Here is a 21,842-nt window from a genome sequence, read left to right as displayed (position 1 = left end):
CGCGGCTGGCCCAGCAGGTCGGGAAAAAGTCGTCCCGCGACACTAACCCCGGGCGCCTGCCGGTGAAACAGGGACGGCTCGCCCTCGCCGCGCTGCCCGGATGCGGCACCCGACCTCGCCCCCCCGTCCGCTTGCGGACGGCGAGCACGGGCCGATGGTATGCGAGCAGAACCAGACGGTCGTGCCGCCACCGCCCACGGATTCTTCACCATCCTCCGTTCGGAGAACCTGTTGAGGCGAGTGGATGCGGTTTGACGCTCGGCCTTCCGGCCCGGAATGTTATAGGCGGCCCATGAGCACCTATCGATTCGAGGCTCTGCTCGCGCCGAGCCGCATCGCCGTGGTGGGAGCTGGCGACCGGCCCGGCTCGGTTGGCCGGGCGATCATCGACGGCCTGCGCGCCGGCGGATTCACCGGCGACATCGTGCCGGTGCATCCGCGCGAGGTCAGTGTCGACGGGCTGGCCTGCACGCCGCGCCTCGCCGACATGTCTCAGCCACCCGATCTCGTCATGGTCGCGACGCCCCCGGAGGCGGTGCCGGCCATCGTGGAGGAGGCGGGCCGGATCGGTGCCGCCGCGGCGGTGATCCTGTCCGCCCATCTCGGGCACGGCGAGGCGGCGCCCGTCGGCGCGGCCCAGGCGGCGGCACGGCAGCACGGCCTGCGGCTGATCGGCCCCGACAGCATCGGGCTGAGCGTGCCGGCGCGCGGCCTGAACGCGACCCTGCTCGCGCGGCCGCCGAAGCCGGGAGATCTCGCCCTCATCTCGCAATCGGGCACCGTCGCCTCGGCGATCGCCGAATGGGGATGGCGGCACGGTGTCGGCTTCTCGGCGGTGATGACGCTCGGCCGCTCCGCCGACGTCGATATCGCCGACTGCCTCGACTACTTCGCCGAGGATTATCACACCCGCGCGATCGTCCTCTCCCTTCATCATGTCGCGGATGCGCGGAAATTTCTCACGGCGGCGCGGGCGGCGGCCCGCGCCAAACCGGTGGTCGTGCTGCGCACCGGCCGCCACGAGGCGCCGGGCCGCCAGCCGGAGACCCATACCGGCGCGCTGGCCCGACCGGGCGCCGTGTACGAGTCCGCCTTCCGCCGGGCCGGCCTCCTCGCGGTGGACGGGCTCGACGCCATGTTCTCCGCCGTGGAGACCCTGGGGCGGCAGCGGCCCTTCCCCGGCAACAGGCTGATGATCGTGTCCAACGGGCGCGGCATCGGAGCGCTGGCCGCCGACCATCTCACCGACCGCGGCGGCACCCTTGCGGCGCCGGCGGAGGCGACGCTGGAGAGCCTCGCCTCCGTTCGGCACGGACGGCACGCCAACCCCCTCGATCTCGGGATCGACGCCGTTCCGGGCGACTATGTCCGCGCGCTCGAACCGTTGCTGGCGGGCCGCGACAGCGACGCCATCGTCGCGGTCCACGTGCCGACCGCGCGGGCGGGCAGCCGCGACGTGGCCGAGACCGTGACCGGCACCGTCGCCAAGGCCCGTTCCGCCGGGCGCCGCAAGCCGGTCTTCGCCGTGTCGATCGGCGAGGACGAGACGATCCGGTCGATCTACGCGGACGCCAAGATTCCGCTCTTTGCCACCGATGCCGACGCGGTCGAGGGGTTCCTGCACCTCGTGCGCTATCGCGAGGCGCAGAACGACCTGATGCGCACGCCGGACGCTCTGCCGCGTGATTTCTCGCCGGACGTCGCCGCCGCCCGCCGGATCGTGGATCAGGCGTTGGCGGAGGGGCGCACATGGCTCGACCCCCACGCCGTGACCGAACTCCTGACCGCCTACAGGATCGTCTCGGTGCCCGTGACGCTGGCTCCCGATCCCGATGGCGCCGCGGCGGCGGCGTGGCCTCTAATCGCCGGCGGCGGCACGGTGGTGCTCAAGCTCGTCTCGCCGGACGTGGTGCACAAGTCTGAGGTCGGCGGGGTGCGCCTCGGCCTCACCTCGGAGGCCGATGTGCGCGACGCGGCGCACGCGATGATCGCGCGGGTGAGGGAACTGCGCCCCGACGCGCGGGTGGCGGGCTTTGCCGTTCAGCCGATGGTGCGCCGGCCGCAGGGGCGGGAGCTGATCGCCGGCCTTGCCGAAGATCCCGTCTTCGGACCGGTCGTCGTGTTCGGCCGGGGCGGGACCGCGGTGGAGGTGATCGACGACCGCGCGCTCGCACTGCCGCCCCTCGACCTTGCGCTCGCCAGCGAACTGATCCGCCGCACCCGCGTCGCCCGGCGGCTCGAAGCCTATCGCGATGTGCCCGCGGCGGACCTTCCGGCCATCGCCCTGCTGCTGGTGAAGCTCGCCCAGCTCGCCGCCGACCTGCCGGAGGTGCGCGAGCTCGATATCAACCCCCTGCTCGCCGACGCCGATGGCGCGATCGCGCTCGACGCCCGCGTGCGTATCGCGCCCGAGCCGGCCCGGTCCGAACGCCGGCGCGGGAACTGGCACCCGCGCTTCGCGATCCGCCCCTATCCGTCCGACTGGGAGCGGCGCCTCGATGTGGGAGAGCGCTGCGTGCAGGTCCGGCCGGTGCGGCCCGATGACGAGGAGATGTTCCGCACCTTCTTCGCACAGGTGGATCCGGAGGACGTGCGCCTTCGCTTCTTCGCACCGGTGCGCGACTTCAATCACGCCTTCCTCGCGCGGCTGACGCAGCTCGACTATTCCCGCGCCATCGCCTTTGTCGCCATCGACGAGGCGGCGGAGGAGAGCCGGCGCATGCTCGGTGCCGTGCGCCTGCACGCCAACGCCAATCACGACACCGGCGAGTTCGCGATCCTCGTGCGCTCCGACATCAAGGGAACGGGGCTCGGCGTCGCCCTGATGCGCATGATGATCGATTGGGCGCGGGCCGAAGGTATCGGCTGTGTCGAGGGGAGTGTCCTCGCGGAGAACCGGCCGATGCGCGCGGTCTGCCGCCATCTCGGCTTCGCCGAGAAACCGATGCCGGACGATCCGAGCCTCGTGAAGGCAACCCTGAGAGTCGCGAGTTAGGCAGCCGCGGCCCTCCGCCCCGCTATCGGCATCGCCCGACGAAGGACGGGTCCGGCCGGATCCGCTCGGTCAGACAACAAAGGGCCGGTGGTCCGAGACGAGAAAGGCCACCGACCCTTTCGGATCGGCGGCCCTTCGGCGTTCGAGTGTCTTCAGACGGCTCAGTGGCCGCTCTCGGTGGCCTCGCGGGTCGACTCGTAGAGGAACCACGTGCGCTCCTCAGACTGGTCGATCCACTCTTCCAGCAGGCTCGTGGTCGAGACGTCGTTGGCCTCGTCGGTGACGGCGTGCAGCTCGCGCATGTTGGCGGTCAGCGCCTTGTTGTCGTCGCGCAGCTCCTTGAGCATCTCCAGCGGGCTGACGTAATCCGCGTTGTTGTCCGGGACCCGCTTGAGCTGCTCGGCCTGGCCCAGCGAGCGCAGGGTGGTGCCGCCGATCTTGCGGGCGCGCTCGCCGACCGCGTCGATGATGCCGAAGATCTGCTCGGACTGCTCGTCGAGCAGCAGATGGTAGTCGCGGAAGTTCGGCCCGCTGACATGCCAGTGGAAGTTCTTGGTCTTGATGTAGAGCGCGAACAGGTCCGACAGGAGGACGGTCAGACCCTCGGAGATCTTCTTGACGTCGTTCGGATCGAGATCGGTCGGGGTGTTGAGCCGATCGCTGGCGACGCGCAGCTTAGCCTTGGCCATGGGGGACATTCCTAACAATCTGCAACCGGATTTCAGCCGGCGACAACCGCGCCGGCACTCGATCGGCAGAATGAGAATACGGGAGGCTTTGTTCCGCTCCGCATGGCAGCGCTGCTGTGGATGGGATGCCGCAGATCGAGGCGCCCTCAGCCGCGCCCACCGACGAGACCGGGCGGCAGAAGGACCGGCTCGCCCTCCTCACGGCGTTGAGGCGGCGCGGCCTTCCGGGCCTGCGGCTTCGGCGGAGCGGGGAGGGCGGCAGGCGGCGCCGCGGCGGGGGTCGCTCCGACTGGTGCCGGCTTGCCCGCGGCAGGCTTGTTCGCGGCGGGGTAGGCGGAAACGGGATCGGCAGAAGCTGGCTTGGCGGGCATGCCCTGAGTGGCGAGAGGCGAGGGGCGCGGCGCGGGGCTCGGTGCGGCCGGGCGGGGTGGCACCGCACGGGGCGTGATCGCGCCCGTCGTCGTCACATCGGGCGTGTTCGGCGTGGCGGCCGCCGGGGCCGGGGGCGTGTCGAGACCGTAGATGTCGTCGCGGAAATGCACCCGACCGTCCGAGGTCGCATAGCCGGTGAGATAGACGAAGGCGACCGGCGTCGGCTTCACCAGCTTCACGTCGCGCCGCTCGCCCGCGGCGATGGCGGTCTCGATCTCGATCGGCCCCCAGGTCGAGCCGGCGCCGTTCGGCCCCTCGGTGCCCTGGAGCAGCCATGCGGCGAATTCCTTCACCTGCCCGACGCGCACGCAGCCGTGCGAGTGGAACCGCACCGAGCCCGCGAACAGCGACTTCGAGGGGGTGTCGTGCATGTAGATCGCGTGGCGGTTCGGCATGTCGATGCGGATCTGCCCGAGCGAATTGTCGAGGCCGGAATCCTGGCGGAGCGTGTAGTTGACCGCCTTCTGCGTGTTCCAGTCGATCGTGGTCGGATCGACCTCGACCCCGCCCGGGCCGAGGATGCGGATGCGGTTCTTGGCCAGATAGCCGGGGTTCTTGCGCATCGTCGGGATGATCTCGTTCCTGATCACCGAAACGGGCACGGTCCAGGTCGGGTTGAGATTCACGTCGGTGATGCGGGTCTCGACCCCGGGCGTCTGCTTGTCGGGCGAGCCGACCACCGCGACGTAGCGTCGGGTGACGGTGCCGTTCTCCACCGCCTCCACGGTGGCCGAGGGGATGTTCACGGTGACGTAGCGCTCGCCGAAGCCGAAATTCGAACCCATCAGCCGCTGCGCGGAGGCGCGCAGCTGCCGCTGGCGCACATCGGCCGGCACGTTGAGCGCGTTCAGCGTCAGGCGACCGAGGATGCCGGCATCCGGCAGGCCGTGCCGGGCCTGGAACGATTTCACCGCGGCCACAAGGGGCGGATCGTAGCGGTCGGAAGGCGGCGCGTCGGCGGGAAGGTCGCCGGTGAGCGTCAGGTGATGGCGCAGGGAGGGGATCGCCGGGTGGCTGTCGCCGGGCTTCGGCGCGAAATCGGCGGGCAGGGTCTTCCAGCCGCCGGCCTCGGCATAGACCTGATAGCGCTCGGCGGCGCGCATCGTGTCCATGAAGGTCTGCGCCGTGTAGGTCGGCAGCGGATCCTCCGAGACGCGGGCGTAGACCACCGGCGGCAGCTCGCGCGAGGCCTTTTTCGCCGGCGGCGTCTCGGTCGGGACGGCTACCGTGTCGGCGGTCGGGCGCTCCAGTCTCGGCTCGGGCTTGGCGTCGGCCTTCTCCGAACGCGGCTCCTGCTTAGGGTCGGCCCTGAGCTCGCGCCGCGGTTCGGCCGCCTTCTCCGCCTTCGGCTCGATCCGCAGGTTGATGCGGGAATCGGGCTGCGGCTCGGGGGCGGGCGAAGGCTCGGCCCGGAGCGGGGTGGCGAGCAGAAGGGCCAAGGCCGCCCCGGTCCCGCCGAGGAGCCGGGCGCGGCGGGGCCGGCGCGGGGCGAAGGAAACGTTCGGCATCGCGGATCTCGTCGGGAGCACGAGCCGATCATCGGTGGTGTTGGTTACCAACTCGCTGACCACTTCCCGCGCGGCGTGTGCCGCGGCACGTCGCCCCTCCGTCCGGGAGCGAGGGCGCCGCGGTGGCCCCGGCGCCCCGGATGTGCAAAACGCGAGGTCAGCCGACGCCCCGCGAGACCCCCGTGAGCGAAGACAAGACCCCCAAGCCCGGCAAGACCCTGTTGAATCCCGAGCGCAGAGCGGACGACGTCGATCAGTCGATCCGCCCGCTGAGCCTCGCCGAGTTCATCGGGCAGCGGGCGGCGCGCGCCAACATGCAGATCTTCATCGAGGCGGCCAAGAAGACGGGCCAAGCCCTCGACCACGTCCTGTTCGTCGGGCCGCCCGGCCTCGGAAAGACGACGCTGGCGCAGATCGTCGCCCGCGAACTCGGCGTGAACTTCCGCTCGACCTCCGGCCCGGTCATCGCCAAGGCCGGCGATTTGGCCGCGCAGCTCACCAATCTGGAGGAGCGCGACGTCCTGTTTATCGACGAGATCCACCGCCTAAACCCGGCGGTGGAGGAAATCCTCTACCCGGCGATGGAGGATTACCAGCTCGACCTGATCATCGGTGAGGGCCCGGCCGCCCGCTCCGTCAAGATCGAGCTGCCGAAATTCACTCTCGTCGGCGCCACGACCCGCGCGGGCCTGCTCACCACGCCGCTGCGCGACCGGTTCGGCATCCCGATCCGGCTCGAATTCTACGAGATCGACGAACTTGAACTGATCGTCCGGCGCGGCGCGCGGGTGCTCGGCCTCGGCATGTCGGAGGAGGGCGCCAATGAAATCGCCAAGCGCGCCCGCGGCACGCCGCGCATCGCCGGGCGCCTTCTGCGCCGGGTGCGCGACTTCGCCATCGTTGAGGACGCGCAGACGGTGGGCCGCGCCATCGCCGACCGGGCGCTGCAGATGCTCGACGTCGATCCGGTCGGCCTCGACGTGATGGACCGCAAGTACCTCACCCTGATCGCCACCTCCTTCGGCGGAGGTCCCGTCGGCATCGAGACCATCGCCGCCGCGCTCTCCGAGCCGCGCGACGCGATCGAGGACATCATCGAGCCCTACCTGATCCAGAAGGGCTTCGTGCAGCGTACGCCGCGCGGACGCGTGCTGACGCCGCACGCCTTCCGCCACATGGGCTTCGCCGAGCCCCGTCGCGATCCGAGCACCCAGTTCGGTCTCTTCGGCGGCAGCGACGACCCGGATGCGTGAGACGGACGCGAGCGATCCTGCGCGCGGAATATCGCCGGTCTCCGTCACCCGCCGCACGGTGCTGATCGGCCTCGGCGCGACGACGCTGGCCGGCGCCGGCACGGGCGCCTACGCGCTCGGCATCGAGCCGATGCGCCTTGCCGTGACCCGCTACCGGCTTCGGCCGCTGGGCCCCTGGCCGGAGGGCCTGAGACTGCGGATCGTGGCACTGTCCGACATCCATGCCTGCGAGCCGTGGATGTCGGCCGGGCGCATCGAGGGCATCGTGGCGGCCGCGAACGCCCTGAAGGGCGACCTGACGGTGCTGCTCGGCGACTACGTCTCGGGCATGAACCTCGTCACCCGCTACGTCGATGCCGCCGAGTGGGGGCCGGTGCTCGGACGGCTGCAAGCGCCGCTCGGCACCTACGCGATCCTCGGCAACCACGATTGGTGGGAGGACCGGTCGGCGCAGGCGCGCGGCGGAGGCCCGACGATCGCGGGCGAGGCCCTGCGGCGCAACGGCATCCGCGTGCTGCAGAACGAGGCGCTTCCGCTCCCGGTGCGAGGCCACGAGGTGTGGCTCGCCGGCCTCGGCGACCAGATCGCCTTCGTGCCGAGCGCGCGCAAGCGTGCCCGACCCCGGATCGGCGTCGACGACCTACCCGGCACCCTCGCCCAGATTCCCGAGGGCGCGCCCGCGATCCTGCTGGCGCACGAGCCCGACATCTTTCCTCAGGTGCCGCCGCGGATCACCCTCACGCTCTCGGGACACACCCATGGCGGACAGGTGCGCCTGTTCGGCTACGCGCCGGTCGTGCCCTCCCGCTACAGGAACCGCTTCGCCTACGGCCATGTGCGCGAGCAGGCCGACCTGATCGTCTCCGGCGGTCTCGGCATGAGCATCGCCCCGGTGCGGCTCGGCATACCGCCCGAGATCGTCGTGATCGATCTCGGAGATGCAGGGATCGCGACCCACTAAGCATGCACCGAACGCATATCAGATCGTTCGGTATTCCAGTCAGTACAGACTGACGAAGGTGAGCGCTCCCGCCTCATGCGCCGACGGCCGCTGCCGAGCACGGACTTAAGTCTCTGAAAAATCTCCCATCCTTGTGAGAGCCCGTTGCCGCCGCGGCTTCGCTCAGCGGTCGTCTGATCCTGTGATCACAGACTTGCGCACCCGTGGAACATGCGTGCACCGCACAAGTTGAGGCTGCGACCCCGCTCAGCGGGCGCGCCGGCAACGGCACACCTCTCTGCAAGACGTCCAAGGAAGCAACCGCCATGAAATCGCCCGTCCTGGCCGCCCTCGGCCTGTCCGTCGCGCTGACCGTGCCCGCTCTGGCCCAGGACGCGCTGCCGCTGCGCATCGGGGCCGACGCCCCGATCGGCGCGGCCGCTACCGACACGCGGGAGTTCCGCGCCGAGGCGCTGCGCTCGGACGCGGCCAGCATCGAGGCGAGCCGGATCGCCCTCGAGCGTTCTCGCAACCCGCGCGTGCGCAACTATGCCAACCGCGTGCTGGTCGAGCGTGAGGCCACCACCAAGGCGCTGCTGCCGGAAGGCACCTCGCTCAGCGCCAGCGGCCGGGTCGTCTCCGATCAGCAGGGGATTCCCACCCGCCTCGACAACCCGGTCGGCGTCGTGCTCGCCCCGGTGACGCTCGCCGCCAATATCGGCACCGGCATCGTCGGTGGCGTGCTCGGCGGCGTCGGCCTCGTCGACAACAGCCCCGGCGAGCCCGGTCGCCGCGTCGCACTCGGCCCGAACGGGCAACAGCGCCTCGAGCGCCTGCGCTCGGCCCGCTCGGCCCGCGAGTTCGACCGCGCCTACATCGACGGACAGGCCCGCTCGGACGCCCGGACGCTGGCGCTCTACAGCAGCTACGCCCGCAACGGCGACAGCGCCGCCGGCCGCACCTTCGCCACCCAGGCGCTGCCCTACATCGCCGACGAGCATGCCCATTCGGCCAGCCTCGCCGGCCGCATCGGCGGCTGATCGCCCGACGGCCGATCCGACCAGAGGGCCGCTCCCGAGAGGGGGCGGCCCTCGTCGTACCCGCTGTTCGATCGCGGCGCGCCAGGACGCCGATCGCGCCCCCTCGCCACGAAAGCCGTGAGCGGCTACACACCGGCGCTCTCACCAACCCGGATTTCCATGAATTCCGCGTCACGCGCCGAAGCGCACCGCCTCCCGGTGCGGGTCTACTACGAGGACACCGATTTTTCGGGCTTCGTCTATCACGCGAGCTACCTGCGCTTCATGGAACGCGGGCGCACCGAATTGCTGCGCGGACTTGCCGGCGATCAATCGGATCTGCACGCCGACGGCGCTGGTCTCGTCTTCGTCGTGCGCAAGATGGCCCTCGACTATCTCAGGCCCGCCCGGATGGACGACTGGATCGAGGTTCTGACTTGGTCGAGCGATCTGCGCGGCGCATCCATGCATCTCGCCCAGGAGGTGTGCCGGGGCGAGGAGGTGCTGGTGCGCGCCGAGGTCGTGGTGGCCTGCGTCCGGAACGGCCGGGCCATCCGCCTGCCCGAGAGCCTGCGCCGGGCGCTGTCCGGGCCGGGGATCAGATCCGCCTGACTTCGACGAGGAACGCCTCGACCGCCCGCGTGACCTGCTCCATCTGCTGATCGAACGTCCCGGTCGCGGAGAGGACCGAGCGCGCGGAGCCGGCGGAGGTCTCGGCATTGTCGGCGACCTCGGCGATGCTGCCGCCGACGTGATCGGTCCGCTCCGCCGCCTCGCGGGCGCTTCGGCTGATCTCGCCGGCCGTGGCCGCCTGCTCCTCCACCGCCGCGGCGATGGTATTGGCACCCTCGTCGAGACCGTGGATCATGGTCGAGATCCGCTCGATCGCGGCCACGGACCGCGCCGTCGCCGTCTGGATCTGGCTGATGTGCTGCGCGATCTCGCCCGTGGCCTTGGCGGTCTGCCCGGCGAGCGCCTTCACCTCCGTCGCCACCACGGCGAAGCCCCGGCCGGCGGCACCCGCGCGGGCCGCCTCGATGGTGGCGTTCAGCGCCAGCAGGTTGGTCTGATTGGCGATGGAGTTGATCAACCCGACGACCTCGCCGATCCGCTGCGAGGTCTCCGCGAGCATGCGCACGCTGTCCAGGGCCGCACCGGCCTCGGTCACTGCCTGACCCGTCGCCTCGCTGGAGCGGTTCACCTGGCGGGTGATCTCGCCGTTGGAGGCGGTCAGTTCCTCCACCGCTGCGGCGACGGACTGGACATTGGCCGTCGTCTCGGTCGCGCCGGTCGCGGCACTTCCCGCCGAGCGGGCGGTCGCATCGGTCGCCGAGAGGACGCGCTCGGCCGCGTCCCGCATCACCGTCGTGGCGTCCGACGCGGCCCGCAGGGCCGTGCCGACGAGACTGTCGAAGCTCGCGATGGAATCCGTGAGCGGGGTGACGTCGGACCATGTCAGCGCCGCGGCGACGTAGCGGCCGGCGGCGTCGCGGACGGGGGAGACGTGGAGGTCGAGCGTCTTGGGGCCGAGCCGGATCTTGGTACGCCAGGGGAGGCGGGACGGATCGCCGACGATGGCGCGCTGGTGGGCCGGATTCTTATGGAAGACGTCCATCGAGAGTCCGAGCATGGCATCCGGATCGACGGAGGCCGGCAGATAGGTTCGCAGGCTGTGGAGCGTCTCGACGCTGCGGCGGTTGGCGAAGGTGATCGTTGCCTCCACCGGGTGGAGGACGAGTACGTTGACCGGCAGAGCGTCCATCAGCGCCGTGAAATCGGAGAAGGGAAAGTCCGGACCCTGTGACTTCCGCAGCTCCGATGCGGCGGTGGCTGCGATGGTCCTGCGGAACGGCATGGTCGGCACTCTCAGATCGACGGATGGATCGCTCGGTTGGTGGCGCATGCCATCATATGTTGGCTGACAAGCGGTTAACGCAGATCGCATTTAGTTGGAATTTTACTGAATTCTCACCTTACTTCCTTCGCGTTACTGTCTTCATTGATATGAAATTCACCAAAATCAATCTCAAGTCGGGATTCGACCAGCAATCGGCGCGGCCAGTCGCCAGAGGTCGGTCTCAACGATTCCTTAACCCTACCGGGCGCTTAGACTCGTCCGCCTGCAGGTCCGCACGGCAGAGCCGCGCGGGTCGGACAGGCATCGCCGGCGACCCATACTTTCGACAGATTCGCGAGTGATTTCAGGTCGCATCGCTCAAAGGATCAGTCGGCAGTCCGGCGCGCATCGGCGCGGCCCTGACGACGCGAGGATCGTTCGATGACCCCAGCCGATGCCATGCAGGCCGCGCCCGTCGCAGACATGAGCCTGTTCGGCCTGTTCTGGCAGGCCCACTTCGTCGTGAAGATCGTGATGGTCGGCCTGCTCGGCGCTTCGGTCTGGTGCTGGTCGATCATCGTCGACAAGACGCTGCTGTTTCGCCGCACGGAGGCCGAGATGGATGCCTTCGAGGAGGCGTTCTGGTCGGGCCGCTCGCTGGAGGAACTCTACCGCTCCTTCAACGACCGGCAGCCCACCGGCCTCGGCGCCCTGTTCGTGGCCGCCATGCGGGAGTGGAAGCGCTCCTTCGAGGGCTCGGGCCGGCAGATCCACTCGCTGTCGCAGCGCATCGACAAGGTGCTCGACGTCACCATCCAGCGCGAGGTGGAGCGGCTCGATTCCCGCCTGCTGTTCCTTGCCTCAATCGGCTCGGCCGGCCCGTATATCGGCCTCTTCGGCACGGTCTGGGGCATCATGACCGCCTTCACCTCGATCGCGGCCTCCAAGAACACCTCGCTCGCCGTCGTGGCTCCGGGCATCGCCGAGGCGCTGTTCGCCACCGCCATCGGCCTGTTCGCGGCGATTCCCGCCGTGCTCGCCTACAACAAGCTCCAGGCCTCCGTCGCCAAGTCGCAGTCGCGGCTCGAAGGCTTCGCCGACGAGTTCTCGGCGATTCTCTCGCGCCAGATCGACGAGCGCCTCTCGGTCGCCGCCTGATCATCCATCGCAGCTGAACGGAAGCGGGAGCCGGATCGATGGGCATGACGCACGGCGCGGCGCAGGGCGGCGGCAAGCGCCGCCGCCGCGGACGGCGCGGACACGGCGCCATCAACGAGATCAACATGACGCCGTTCATCGACGTCGTGCTGGTGCTGCTGATCGTGTTCATGGTCGCCGCGCCGATGATGACGGTGGGCGTGCCCCTCGATCTGCCGCAATCCAAGGCGAGTCCGCTCAATTCCGACGTCAAGCCGATCACGCTCTCGATCCGCCGCACCGGCGAGGTCTATCTCGGCGAGGTCGAGCTGAAGGACGACGACATCGTGCCCCAGCTCATGCAGACGGCGAAGACCGGCACCGAGGAGCGCGTGTTCGTGCGTGGCGACAAGCGCGTCGATTACGGGCGCGTGGCCCAGGTGATGGCGATCGTGACCGGCGGCGGCTTCAAGAAGGTCGCCCTCGTGACCGAGCCGGAATCGAATTAGCGGAGCGGACACAGTGGCTCTGCGCTGGCCCGAGTCTATCAGAAACCGTGAACCGGGCGTCTGGATCTCCGCCGGCGCGCACGCCGCCGTGCTCGGCCTCGCGCTGTTCGCGGTCGCCGCCCCGGCGCTGCCCGACGCGCAGGAGGGCGTGCCGGTCGAGGTTCTGACCGAGCAGCAATTCTCGGAGCTGACCCGCGGCGAGCGCAACGCGGAGAAGCCGGAGAACAATCCGAACCGCGCCGAGCGCGTCTCCGAGAAGATGGAGCAGCGCGAGCCGGAGAACGCCAAGACCGACGCGCCCGCCGCCCCGACGCGCACCGCCGACACCAAGCTCGCATCCGTCGATGCGATGCCGCTGCGCGCCGACACCGCCGATCCCGTGAAGGAGGAGGCCGAGGCCGCCGCGGCCAAGGCGGAGGCCGCGAAGGCCGAGGCCGAGAAGGCGGCCGCCGCCAAGGCCGCCGAGGCGAAGGCCAAAGCGGAAGCCAAGGCGAAGGCGGATGCCGCCGCCAAGGCGGAAGCCGCGAAGGCCGAAGCGGCCAAGGCTGCGGAAGCCAAGGCTGCCGCCGCGAAGGCGGAAGCCGAGAAGCGCGAGGAACTTCAGAAGCTGATCGAGCACGAGCAGGCGGAGGCCGAGGCCGCAGCAAAAGCGGCGGAGGCCAAGGCCAAGGCGCGCGCCGAGGCGAAAGCCAAGGCCGACGCCAAGGCGAAGGCGGAAGCCGAAGCCCGCGCCAAGGCGGAGGCCGAGGCGAAGGCCAAGGCCGAGGCGGCCGCGAAAGCCGAGGCCGAGGCCGAGCACCGCAAGCAGGTCGCCGAAGCCAAGGCCAAGGCGGAAGCCGAGGCCAAGGCCAAGGCCGAGGCCGCCGCGAAAGCCAAGGCGAAGGCGATGGCCGAGGCCAAAGCGAAGGCCGATGCCGAAGCCAAGGCGCGCCAGCAGGCGGAACTCGCCAACAAGTTCAGCCCCGGCGACATCCGCCAGACGCTCGCCTCGAAGGCTCCCTCGCAATCGACCGGTTCGACCGGCCGCGAGGTCCAGCGCACGGCCTCCCTCGGCACGGCGACGGGCAACGCCCAGCGCCTCTCGCCCTCCCTGCGCGACGCCCTCGTCGGCATGCTGCAGCAGCAGATCGAGCGGTGCTACTCGGCCCCGCCCGGCGCGACGCAGGGTGTGGTGCTGCCGATGCTCGATATCCGCCTCAATCCGGACGGATCCCTCACCGCCGAGCCGCGGGTGATGCGCGCCGGAAACAACTCGGTCGACCAATCGATCGCCCAGGCGGCGCTGCGGGCGGTGCGGCGCTGCGCGCCCTACAAGATCCCGGCCCAGTACGCGCCGTATTACAACGACTGGAAGGCCATCAACGCCGAGTTCGAGTTCTCGCCCGTGTGATCCGCCGGCTCGACCGGCCGATCCTCCGCCTCATCGGCCTTTCCCTTTCGCACCCCCTGACCGACCTGGACTTGTCCCATGCCTGGAACAGCCTTCACCCGGCGCACACTCCTGCCGGCGCTCACGGCCGCGCTCGGCGTTCTCGCCCTGGCGCTCCCCGCCGCGACGCCGGCGCGGGCGCAGCTCCAGCTCCGCATCGGCAGCGGCGCCTTCCAGCCGATGCCGATCGCGGTCGCCGACTTCGCCGGTGACGCCAGCCTCGGCACGCTGGTCTCCAGCGTCATCACCAACAACCTGCGCCGCTCCGGCTACTTCACGCCTCTGGAGAAGGGGCGATTCCCCGAGAATCCGAGCTTCGACGCGGCGCCGAACTTCGAGGCCTGGAAGGGCGCGGGCGTGCAGGCGCTGGTGACAGGCCGGGTCGGGCGCGACGCCTCGGGCCGGCTCACCGTGGCCTTCCGCCTGTGGGACGTGGCCTCGGGCCAGCAGATCACGGGCCAGCAATACGGCACCGACGTCGCCAACGCGCGCCGCACCGGGCACCTCGTGTCGGACGCGGTCTACACCAAGGTCACCGGTCTCGGGCCGTGGTTCGACAGCCGCGTCGCCTATGTCGACGAATCCGGCCCGAAGGAGAACCGCCGCAAGCGCCTGATGGTGATGGATCAGGACGGCGCCAATGTCCGCGCTCTCACCGGCGGCGGCGACGTCTCGGTGGTGGCGCCGCGCTACTCGCCGGCGGGGCAGGACATCGCCTTCATGACCCAGGCGCCGGGCCAGCAGCCCAAGGTGCAGATGATCGATCTGGAGACCGGCAAGCGTCAGACGGTGGGCAACTTCGCCTCGATGAGCGCGAGCCCGCGCTTCTCGCCGGACGGGCGCCGCCTCGTGATGAGCGTGCAGCAGGGCGGCAATGCCGACATCGTCACCGTCGATCTCGCATCCAAGGCGCAGACGCCGGTGACGCAGGGTCTCGCGATCGACACCTCGCCGAGCTACTCGCCCGACGGCAGCCAGATCGTGTTCGAATCCGACCGCGGCGGCTCGCAGCAGATCTACGTCATGGGCGCCGACGGCTCGAACCCGCGCCGCCTCTCCTTCGGCGAAGGCTCCGCCTCGCAGCCGGCCTGGTCGCCGCGCGGCGATCTCATCGCCTTCACCCGGCAGCGGAAGGGCGGCTTCGCCATCTGCGTGATGAAGCCCGACGGCTCGGGCGAGCGGGTGCTGACCGAGGGCTTCCACAACGAGAGCCCGACCTTCGCGCCGAACGGCCAGTACGTGATGTTCTTCCGCGATCCCGGCGGGCAGGGCGGCGGCAAGCTCTACATGGTCGATATCACCGGCAAGGTGGAGCAGCCGGTGCCGACTCCGTCCTTCGCCTCCGATCCGACCTGGTCGCCGCTGCTGTCGGGCAAGTAGGCCGCGCATCGCGCGGTCGCCGCCGGGCCGCGCGCTCATCACCCCGCGTGCCGAGGTGTCGGCGCGCGCTCTGCTTCGAGGCGGGCCGGAACGGTCGATCCCACGCCCCACTCGCTCCGGAGCCGTTGCGGCGTGCAGCGAGGCTGCTGGCGCGGCACCTCAGCCCGAGGATCGTCATGGATGCCGGTAGAGGTCTGCCAGACACGCACTCTCGCTCGCGCCCCGACCACGCATCAACGACGAAATCCGCGCGGGCCTCGAAGGCCGGCACGGTGGAAACCCTCTTGCTTGCAATAGAAACCGCGGCGGAAGCGGTCCGCAGGTGGGGCTGATGCGTGTTCGAAGTCGCGCCGTGTCGGCCGCTTCTGCGCCCCTAGGGATCCGCTTCCGTCCGGTGTTCGTGGCGGGCCGCTAAGTCCGAGACCGAACGGGTTCTCAGCCTATCGTTGCGGCTTCATGCTGCGGTGGAGTCATCCCTGTCTCCTCCAGCTTTCGCCAACAAACCGTGCGCGGACCACGCGGCTTCTTGGCCGATGTGCTTGCGGCTGCGAAGCACTGAGAGAGACTGCGTCCGTATTGGCAGGTCGTCAAGCAGAAATCTGCTGCCAAGCCGACTGTTTTTTGCTTTCACGAATGCTTGCAGTGCAAAATCGTTCGCGGGCAACGGCTTACGGCCGCTGGGAAGAACAGTGCCGTGCGCCGCGCCGGGGGACAGGCCGTGCCTCCGCCCGGCCGCCGAGGTGCCGCCGTCTCAGCGCGCCTCGAGGAGACGGTTCTTGACGAGGTAGCGGATACCCCTGTCGAAGGACTCGTCGGTGTTGCCCCGCAGATCGACGCTGTAGGCCCGCTCGGGCACACCGTCCGCGAGAGGCTTCACGTAGACGTTGATGTTGAGGATCAGGTTCGAGACCTTCTGGACCTCGCCGGTCACGGCCGTCTGCGCGCCGAGGCGGCGGGCGAAATCCTCCGCACAGCCGTTGCAGGCGCGCAGGTCGGCACTCTTGGCCACCTCGTCCCGGACCGGCTCCGTCGAGACCAGCGTGTAGCGGCCACTGTCGGCCATCAGCGCGCGCAGGGTCTCGCTGGTGCGCTTCAACCGCTCGTGCTCGGCCTGCGACGGCTCGGTCGGCGCCCCTTTGGCGAACTGAAAATCGAAGACCGCGACCTTTTCGGGCTCCGCCTGCGCGCCGCCGCCGAAGAGGCCGAGGCCGCCGACGAAAGCGAAAGCCGCGAGCAGGCAACGAGGTCCGAGGCAATTCATGTCCATCCACTTCTCCGGCCGGCGCGGGCAGGCCCGCGCGTCGACATCACATGAGGCGGGTGCAGAGTTCCGTCGCCGCGTGCGCCGGGTTCGGCGAAGCCGTAGATCGGGTTCAGCGGATCGCTGCGGGTCGTGGACACAAAGTGGAATCAAACCGCTGCGAAGATGGGATTCCTGTCGCCGCCGCTTCCCCCCTCCGGCGGCGGGACGGTTTCGCGGGCCGGCACGACGCTCCCCAGCAGATGTGCCGGCCCGTGGAACGCCCGAGCTGCGCGGTCGGGACGGCGCGCGGTGTCGGTCGAGCGTTTCCGGTCAGATCGCGGCGAGGCCGCGTTGGACCGCCGGACGGGCGAGGAGCGCCTCGAGCCAGCGGCGCACGTTCGGGAGGCCCTCGACCTCGATGCCCTGCTTGCCGTGGAACTTCGCTCAGGTCAGCGCGGCGATGTCGGCGATCGAGTAGGCATCGGCGAGATATTCATGCGTGGCGAGCCGCCGGTCGAGGACGCCGTAGAGACGCTTGGCCTCCTCCGTGAAGCGCTCGATGGCGTAGGGGATCTTGTCCTGCGCGTAGATGCGGAAATGATGCGCTTGCCCCAGCATCGGGCCGAGACCGCCGACCTGCCAGAACAGCCACTCGTCGACCGCCGTTCGTGCGCGCTCGTCGCTCGGGTAGAGGCAGCCGGTCTTGCGACCGAGATATTGCAAGATGGCACCCGACTCGAACACCGAGATCGGCGCGCCGCCCGGGCCGTCCGGATCGACAATGGCCGGGATCTTGTTGTTGGGCGAGATGGCGAGGAAATCGGGTGCCATCTGCTCGCCCTTGCCGATATTCACCGGCACGACCCGATAGGGCAGGCCGCACTCTTCGAGCATGATCGGGATCTTCCACCCGTTCGGCGTGCTCCAGGTGTAGAGTTCGATCGGCTGCGCCGTCGTGACCGCCATGCTGGCATCCCGGGAAAGCGGGCCCGCGCCCATCCTCGACCCATGAGGTAGCGCGGAACGGCTCGATGGCTCAAGCCAAAGGCCAAGCTCTCCCCGCGCGCGGGATCGCGACCGGAAGCGCCGGGCGCAGCCGAAGCGTGAGCCGAAGCCCGAACCCCCGGGGCGGATGCCGGCGATCGGGCCGATACAAAACCGGGGCAATCGTGCGCAAGTTGCAGAGGACGCTTGCTCTTTGTCCGCCGATGCGGCTGTGATGCGGCCTACGGCGACGCTGCCGAATCCGTCCCACCGGAGTTGCCCGATGCTCTCTCGTCTCCTCGCCGCGGCCGCGTTGGCTGCGCCGCTATTCCTGGCTCAGGCCGTCACGGCCAAGGAGGCCTGGAGCGCGCCGGCCGCCAAGGAGACGGCAAAAGAGCCGAGCGTGGCCCAGTCCGCCGCCCGCGATCGGCAGAAGAAGTGCGGCGCCGAATGGCGCGCGCTCTCGGCAACCGAGAAGGCGTCCCAGGGGCCGAAATGGCCGCAATACTACAGCAAGTGCGTCAAGCGCCTGAAGGAGCAGAAGGCCTGACGGGGCGACGATGATCGCTCGCGCCGCTACCGGGACAGTCCGCCGGTGAACCGAATGGCGGCGGGCGTGTTGCCCCGCCGATGCGTTCTGACACGCGCCGCGCCGAAGCCGTGACCCGGCTCCGGCCGGGCGCGAAACGAAGCGACGACGGAAAGTCTCACAGACATGGAGCGTGAACGCCGCATCCTGCAGCGCACGGTGGCGGTCGCCGCGATCGTGCCGGTCCTCGCGGGACTCTACGGCGTGTTGTTCGGTATCGACGGCCTCGGCGGCGGCACACCGGTCAACGTCTCGGCCGACAGCCACTTCCGCTACCTGTCCGGCCTGCTGACCGGCATCGGCATCCTGTTCTTCACCTGCGTGCCGGGGATCGAGGACAAGTCGAGGCTGTTCCGCTTCCTCACCCTCGTCGTGGTGCTCGGCGGGCTGGCGCGGCTGCTCGGCCTCTACCTCACAGGGGTGCCGTCGCTGACCATGCTCGCCGCGCTCGCCCTCGAACTCGTGGTCACGCCGCTGCTGTGCCTGTGGCAGTTGCGGGTCGCGCGCCTCGCCCGGGATGCGGGGCAGGCTCTGCAGCCGGGGATCGGGGCGGCGAGGTGAGCGGGGCGGCGCGGCGGGCCGGCGGAGCGGGTCCGGGCGAGCGCCTGCTCGACAGCCTCGACTGCTGGGTCCCCAAGCCCGCCGCCTGGGCCTTCGCCCTCCGGATCTGGCTCGCCATGATGCTGGCGCTCTACGCCGCGTTCTGGCTCCAGCTCGACAGCGCCTCCTCCGCCGCCGTCTGCGTGGCGATCCTGGCCCAGCCGAAGCGCGGCCAAGCCCTCTCGAAGGCCGGCTACCGCTTCCTCGGCACCGTCATCGGCGGCATCGTCGGCATCGCCCTGATGGAGCTGTTCGGGCAGGATCGCGTGCTCCTGCTCCTCAGCTTCGCCTGCTGGCTGGGCCTGTGCGTCTTCGTCGCGCAGTTCCTGCAGGACACCCGCGCCTACGGGGCGATGCTGTCCGGCTACACCGTGGCGATCGTCGCGATCGCGCATATCGACGCGCCGCAGACGGTCTTCGACGCCGCCATCGGCCGGGTCGCCGCGATTGCCGTCGGCATCGTCGCGATCACCTTCATCAACGATGCGCTCGCCTCGCCGAGCACGTGGCAATCCCTGCTCCCCCGCCTCGCCGCGGCCCATGCGGCGGCCCGGGCCTTCGCCCGCGAGAGCCTGACACGGGGCGACCTCGGCCCGGAGCGCAGCGCCGCGCTGATCCGGCAGGTCGCGCCGATGCGGGCGGATGCGAGCGCCATCGCCGGCGAACTCGATGACGGCATCCACCGGGCCGCGGGCGCCCGCAGCGCCATCGCCGCGCTCTACGTCCTTGCCGCGGCCAGCCGGGCGCTGGCGGCAGCGATGGCGCGGATCGACGGACCCGGATCGCGGGCGCGGGAGGCACAGGCGCTCGCCCTGGGCTCGGTCGCGGAAGGCGACGGGCCCCGCGCCGAGGCGCTCGCCCGCGACGGTGACAGGCTGCGTGACCGCTTAGACGAGGCGATGCGCGATCCGGGCGCCTCCCTGGACGAGATCGTGGTGGTCCAACGCGCGCTCGATGTCGTCAATGCCGCGACCTTCGCCGAGGACGGCGTGCGCGCTCTCGCGGACGGCCACCAGCCGCTGCGCGACATCGCCCTGCCGACTCATCGCGACTTCCAAGTCGCGCTGCGGGCGGCGCTGCGCGTGATGATCGCTTTTGGCCTCGCGGCAGGGCTCTTCATCCTGCTCGGGCTGCCGCAATCCTCCTTCGCCCTGGTACAAGTGGCGGCGACCTGTTCCCTGTCCTCGGTGACGCCCGACCCGCGCAAATTCGCGCAAGGGGTGCTGATCGGGATGCCGCTCGCCGCACTCTGCGCCGGGTTCGTCCTGTTCGTGATGCTCAACGGAAACCAGGGCTTCCCGCTCCTCGCGATCGCCATGGCGCCCGTGGTCTTCTTCGGCTGTCTCGTCTCGCTCCACCCGCCGAGCTTCACCATCGGCTTCATCACCCTCGTGTTCACGCCGGCGCTGATGGCGCCGGAGAACCCGCAATCCTACGATCCGCAGACCTTCCTCCTGAACGCGCTGCTGGTCGTTGCCGCCGCCGTGATCCTGTTCCTGACGATTCGCCTCGTCCTGCCGATTTCGGCCTCGCAGCACCGCGCCTTTGCCCTCGAGGAAGCCCGCCGCGACCTGGCCGAGGCATTGGCGGGGGAGGGGGGCGACGCCACCACCCGTACCAGCCTCAATGCCGACCGACTGTTCCAGTTCTCGGCCTGGAATTCGGGCAGCGGCGCGGTACGCCGGACGAGCCTGCACCACGCCTTCGCCGTGGCGCAGTTGGAAGCCGCCGCCGCGCGCGCCCACGCCCAACTGCGCGACCTGAGCGCGATCCGCCGCCTCGCTCCTCTGATCGGTGAGGCGCGGGCGGCGCTCGCCTCCGCCTGCTCCGCGGAGCTCGACCGCGCGGCGATCGCCCTGATCGGCGAGGCAAGGCAACAGGATCGTCCGGTGCGCCTGCGGCTCGCCCGCGCCGTGACAGACCTTGCCACCGCCTCGCGCGTTATCAGGCGGCACGGACGCTTCTTCCGGCGCCTTTCCCTCCCCAGTTCCTGACGACGCAGATGCAGCACGACCTCACCATCGGCGGGATTTTGGTCTCGCCCTTCATCGCCTACGCGCTGATCGCCTTCACGCTGCTCGTGGGGCTGCGGGTCGTGTTCCGCAAGATTCGGTTCGGACGCTACGTCGCCAACGCGCCGCTGGCGGAAGCCGGCATCTATGTCTGCCTGCTGGCGCTCGTGGTGGTGCTGCTGTGAAGCGCGACGACGACGCACCGGCCGACGACCGGCACCTGACGACGTCCAACGAGGCCGCCTCCGACGAGCCGCGTTCCGGACGGCAGGCGGGTACGAAGCCGGCATCCGGACGGCGTCGGCGCTGGAGCCGCCTGCTGCGGCTCGCCGCCACCGGCCTCGTCCTCGCCTTCGCCGCCGGGGCCGCATACGTGGTCTGGCAGTTTTACGTGACCGCCCCCTGGACCCGCGACGGACGGGTGCGCGTGCAGGTGGTCAACATCGCGCCGCAGGTGGCCGGCACCATCGTCGAGCTGCGGGTCGCCGACAATCAAGAGGTGAAGAAGGGGGACGTCCTCTACGTCATCGATCCGTTCGACTACCAGGAGGCGGTGGTCTCGGCCGAGGCCGCGATCAAGAACCGCGAGGCCGACCTCTCGGTGAAGGAGGCACAATCGGCCCGGCGCGCCGCGCTCTCCACCGTCTCGACCTCGGTCGAGGAGAAGCAGCAATATGCCGGCACCGCCAAGATCGCCGAGGCGGCGCTGGAGACCGCCAGGTCGCAGCTCTCGCAGGCCCGGAAGAATCTGGAGCGCACGCAGGTGCGATCGACCGTCAATGGGCGGGTCACCAACCTGCTGCTGAGGGTCGGTGACTACGCCCAGACCGGCACGGCCAACATCCGGGTCATCGACACCGATTCCTTCTGGATCGACGGCTACTTCGAAGAGACGAAGATGGCCCATATCCGCGTCGGCGCACCCGCCGAGATGGCACTGATGGGGTACGGCGAGCCCCTGCGCGGCACGGTGGAGAGCCTGACGCTGGGCATCTCGACCGCCAATGCCGCCACGAGCACGCAAGGGCTGCCGAACGTCGATCCGGTCTATACCTGGGTGCGGCTCGCCCAACGGGTGCCCGTGCGCATCCGCATCGACCACGTGCCGCCGGAGGTGACCCTGGTGGCGGGCATGACGGCGACCGTCGTCGTCGGCGATGGTCGCGAGGGCCAGCCACTCTGGGTCGCGTCGCTGCGCGAGCGGATCTTCGGCAGTTCCGACCGGACGGGGCCCGGCGCCGAGGGGAGGAACTGAGCCCGCGACGGCGCGCGGACAGTGCGAGACC

The 21,842-nt window shown here is 69.9% G+C and carries 18 protein-coding genes and 1 pseudogene; 14 read left to right on the top strand and 5 right to left on the bottom strand.

Annotation, left to right across the window (positions count from 1 at the left end; all coding sequences use genetic code 11):
• The first annotated feature begins 292 nt into the window (after window positions 1-292).
• Window positions 293-2,995 carry a bifunctional acetate--CoA ligase family protein/GNAT family N-acetyltransferase gene (locus MPPM_RS25995; RefSeq protein WP_096487553.1) on the top strand — a complete coding sequence of 901 codons (2,703 nt, stop codon included), beginning with the start codon at window positions 293-295 and terminating at the stop codon, window positions 2,993-2,995.
• 161 nt (window positions 2,996-3,156) lie between these two features.
• Here the strand turns inward: MPPM_RS25995 and MPPM_RS25990 are convergent, their stop codons facing one another.
• Window positions 3,157-3,684 (bottom strand): Dps family protein, encoded by a 528-nt coding sequence (locus MPPM_RS25990; protein WP_096487552.1) that lies wholly within the window; start codon window positions 3,682-3,684, stop codon window positions 3,157-3,159.
• 146 nt (window positions 3,685-3,830) lie between these two features.
• Window positions 3,831-5,624: a L,D-transpeptidase family protein gene (locus MPPM_RS25985; protein ID WP_096487551.1), complete on the bottom strand. Its 1,794-nt coding sequence runs from the start codon at window positions 5,622-5,624 to the stop codon at window positions 3,831-3,833.
• Window positions 5,625-5,806: 182 nt separating this feature from the next.
• On the opposite strand from MPPM_RS25985, the gene ruvB reads away from it, so the two are divergent.
• The 4 genes from ruvB to ybgC all read left to right on the top strand — a co-directional run bounded on the left by ruvB (window position 5,807) and on the right by ybgC (window position 9,448).
• The gene (gene ruvB, locus MPPM_RS25980) at window positions 5,807-6,877 is read left to right on the top strand and encodes a Holliday junction branch migration DNA helicase RuvB (protein WP_096487550.1); all 1,071 of its coding nucleotides are present in this window, start codon (window positions 5,807-5,809) and stop codon (window positions 6,875-6,877) included.
• Window positions 6,870-7,838 (top strand): metallophosphoesterase, encoded by a 969-nt coding sequence (locus MPPM_RS25975; RefSeq protein ID WP_096487549.1) that lies wholly within the window; start codon window positions 6,870-6,872, stop codon window positions 7,836-7,838. The genes ruvB and MPPM_RS25975 overlap by 8 nt, the downstream gene beginning before the upstream one ends.
• A 305-nt stretch (window positions 7,839-8,143) precedes the next feature.
• Window positions 8,144-8,857, top strand: a complete 714-nt coding sequence (locus MPPM_RS25970; RefSeq protein ID WP_096487548.1) for a DUF4142 domain-containing protein — start codon at window positions 8,144-8,146, stop codon at window positions 8,855-8,857.
• A 159-nt stretch (window positions 8,858-9,016) separates the two neighbouring features.
• The gene (gene ybgC, locus MPPM_RS25965) at window positions 9,017-9,448 is read left to right on the top strand and encodes a tol-pal system-associated acyl-CoA thioesterase (protein ID WP_096487547.1); all 432 of its coding nucleotides are present in this window, start codon (window positions 9,017-9,019) and stop codon (window positions 9,446-9,448) included.
• Here ybgC and MPPM_RS25960 read toward each other — a convergent pair.
• The gene (locus tag MPPM_RS25960; protein WP_096487546.1) at window positions 9,435-10,691 is read right to left on the bottom strand and encodes a methyl-accepting chemotaxis protein; all 1,257 of its coding nucleotides are present in this window, start codon (window positions 10,689-10,691) and stop codon (window positions 9,435-9,437) included. The genes ybgC and MPPM_RS25960 overlap by 14 nt on opposite strands.
• A 423-nt stretch (window positions 10,692-11,114) precedes the next feature.
• Here MPPM_RS25960 and tolQ point away from each other — a divergent pair, with 423 nt between their 5' ends.
• The 4 genes from tolQ (at window position 11,115) to tolB (ending at window position 15,128) form a co-directional block, all read left to right on the top strand.
• Entirely contained in the window at window positions 11,115-11,831 is a 717-nt protein-coding gene (gene tolQ / locus MPPM_RS25955; protein ID WP_096487545.1) for a protein TolQ, read from the top strand.
• 38 nt (window positions 11,832-11,869) lie between these two features.
• On the top strand, window positions 11,870-12,319 hold the full coding sequence (locus tag MPPM_RS25950) for an ExbD/TolR family protein (RefSeq protein WP_012456993.1): 450 nt from the start codon (window positions 11,870-11,872) through the stop codon (window positions 12,317-12,319).
• A gap of 13 nt (window positions 12,320-12,332) precedes the next feature.
• Entirely contained in the window at window positions 12,333-13,709 is a 1,377-nt protein-coding gene (gene tolA, locus MPPM_RS25945; RefSeq protein ID WP_096487544.1) for a cell envelope integrity protein TolA, read from the top strand.
• A gap of 78 nt (window positions 13,710-13,787) precedes the next feature.
• The gene (gene tolB, locus MPPM_RS25940) at window positions 13,788-15,128 is read left to right on the top strand and encodes a Tol-Pal system beta propeller repeat protein TolB (RefSeq protein ID WP_096487543.1); all 1,341 of its coding nucleotides are present in this window, start codon (window positions 13,788-13,790) and stop codon (window positions 15,126-15,128) included.
• 751 nt (window positions 15,129-15,879) lie between these two features.
• Here the strand turns inward: tolB and MPPM_RS25935 are convergent.
• Window positions 15,880-16,389, bottom strand: coding sequence for a DUF3280 domain-containing protein (locus MPPM_RS25935; protein ID WP_157914315.1), 510 nt, complete (start codon window positions 16,387-16,389; stop codon window positions 15,880-15,882).
• A 312-nt stretch (window positions 16,390-16,701) separates the two neighbouring features.
• Window positions 16,702-17,337 (bottom strand): annotated as a pseudogene (locus tag MPPM_RS25930) (glutathione S-transferase N-terminal domain-containing protein).
• A 301-nt stretch (window positions 17,338-17,638) separates the two neighbouring features.
• On the opposite strand from MPPM_RS25930, the gene MPPM_RS25925 reads away from it, so the two are divergent.
• The 5 genes from MPPM_RS25925 (at window position 17,639) to MPPM_RS25905 (ending at window position 21,811) form a co-directional block, all read left to right on the top strand.
• A complete protein-coding gene (locus tag MPPM_RS25925) occupies window positions 17,639-17,905 on the top strand; it encodes a hypothetical protein (RefSeq protein WP_096487542.1) in 267 nt (88 codons plus the stop codon).
• Between the two features lie 165 nt (window positions 17,906-18,070).
• Window positions 18,071-18,505, top strand: coding sequence for a DUF4345 domain-containing protein (locus MPPM_RS25920; protein WP_096487541.1), 435 nt, complete (start codon window positions 18,071-18,073; stop codon window positions 18,503-18,505).
• Window positions 18,502-20,538, top strand: a complete 2,037-nt coding sequence (locus MPPM_RS25915) for an FUSC family protein (RefSeq protein ID WP_096487540.1) — start codon at window positions 18,502-18,504, stop codon at window positions 20,536-20,538. Before MPPM_RS25920 ends, MPPM_RS25915 begins: the two co-directional genes overlap by 4 nt.
• Window positions 20,539-20,546: 8 nt before the next feature.
• Window positions 20,547-20,741: a DUF1656 domain-containing protein gene (locus MPPM_RS25910; protein WP_096487539.1), complete on the top strand. Its 195-nt coding sequence runs from the start codon at window positions 20,547-20,549 to the stop codon at window positions 20,739-20,741.
• Window positions 20,738-21,811 (top strand): efflux RND transporter periplasmic adaptor subunit, encoded by a 1,074-nt coding sequence (locus tag MPPM_RS25905; RefSeq protein ID WP_096487538.1) that lies wholly within the window; start codon window positions 20,738-20,740, stop codon window positions 21,809-21,811. Before MPPM_RS25910 ends, MPPM_RS25905 begins: the two co-directional genes overlap by 4 nt.
• The last annotated feature ends 31 nt before the right edge of the window (window positions 21,812-21,842 follow it).

Origin of the sequence: Methylorubrum populi, from assembly GCF_002355515.1 — a bacterium.
GTDB classification, from domain to species: domain Bacteria; phylum Pseudomonadota; class Alphaproteobacteria; order Rhizobiales; family Beijerinckiaceae; genus Methylobacterium; species Methylobacterium populi_A.
Note: the sequence above shows the minus strand (reverse complement) of the source record. Positions and strands in the feature narration are given on the sequence as shown.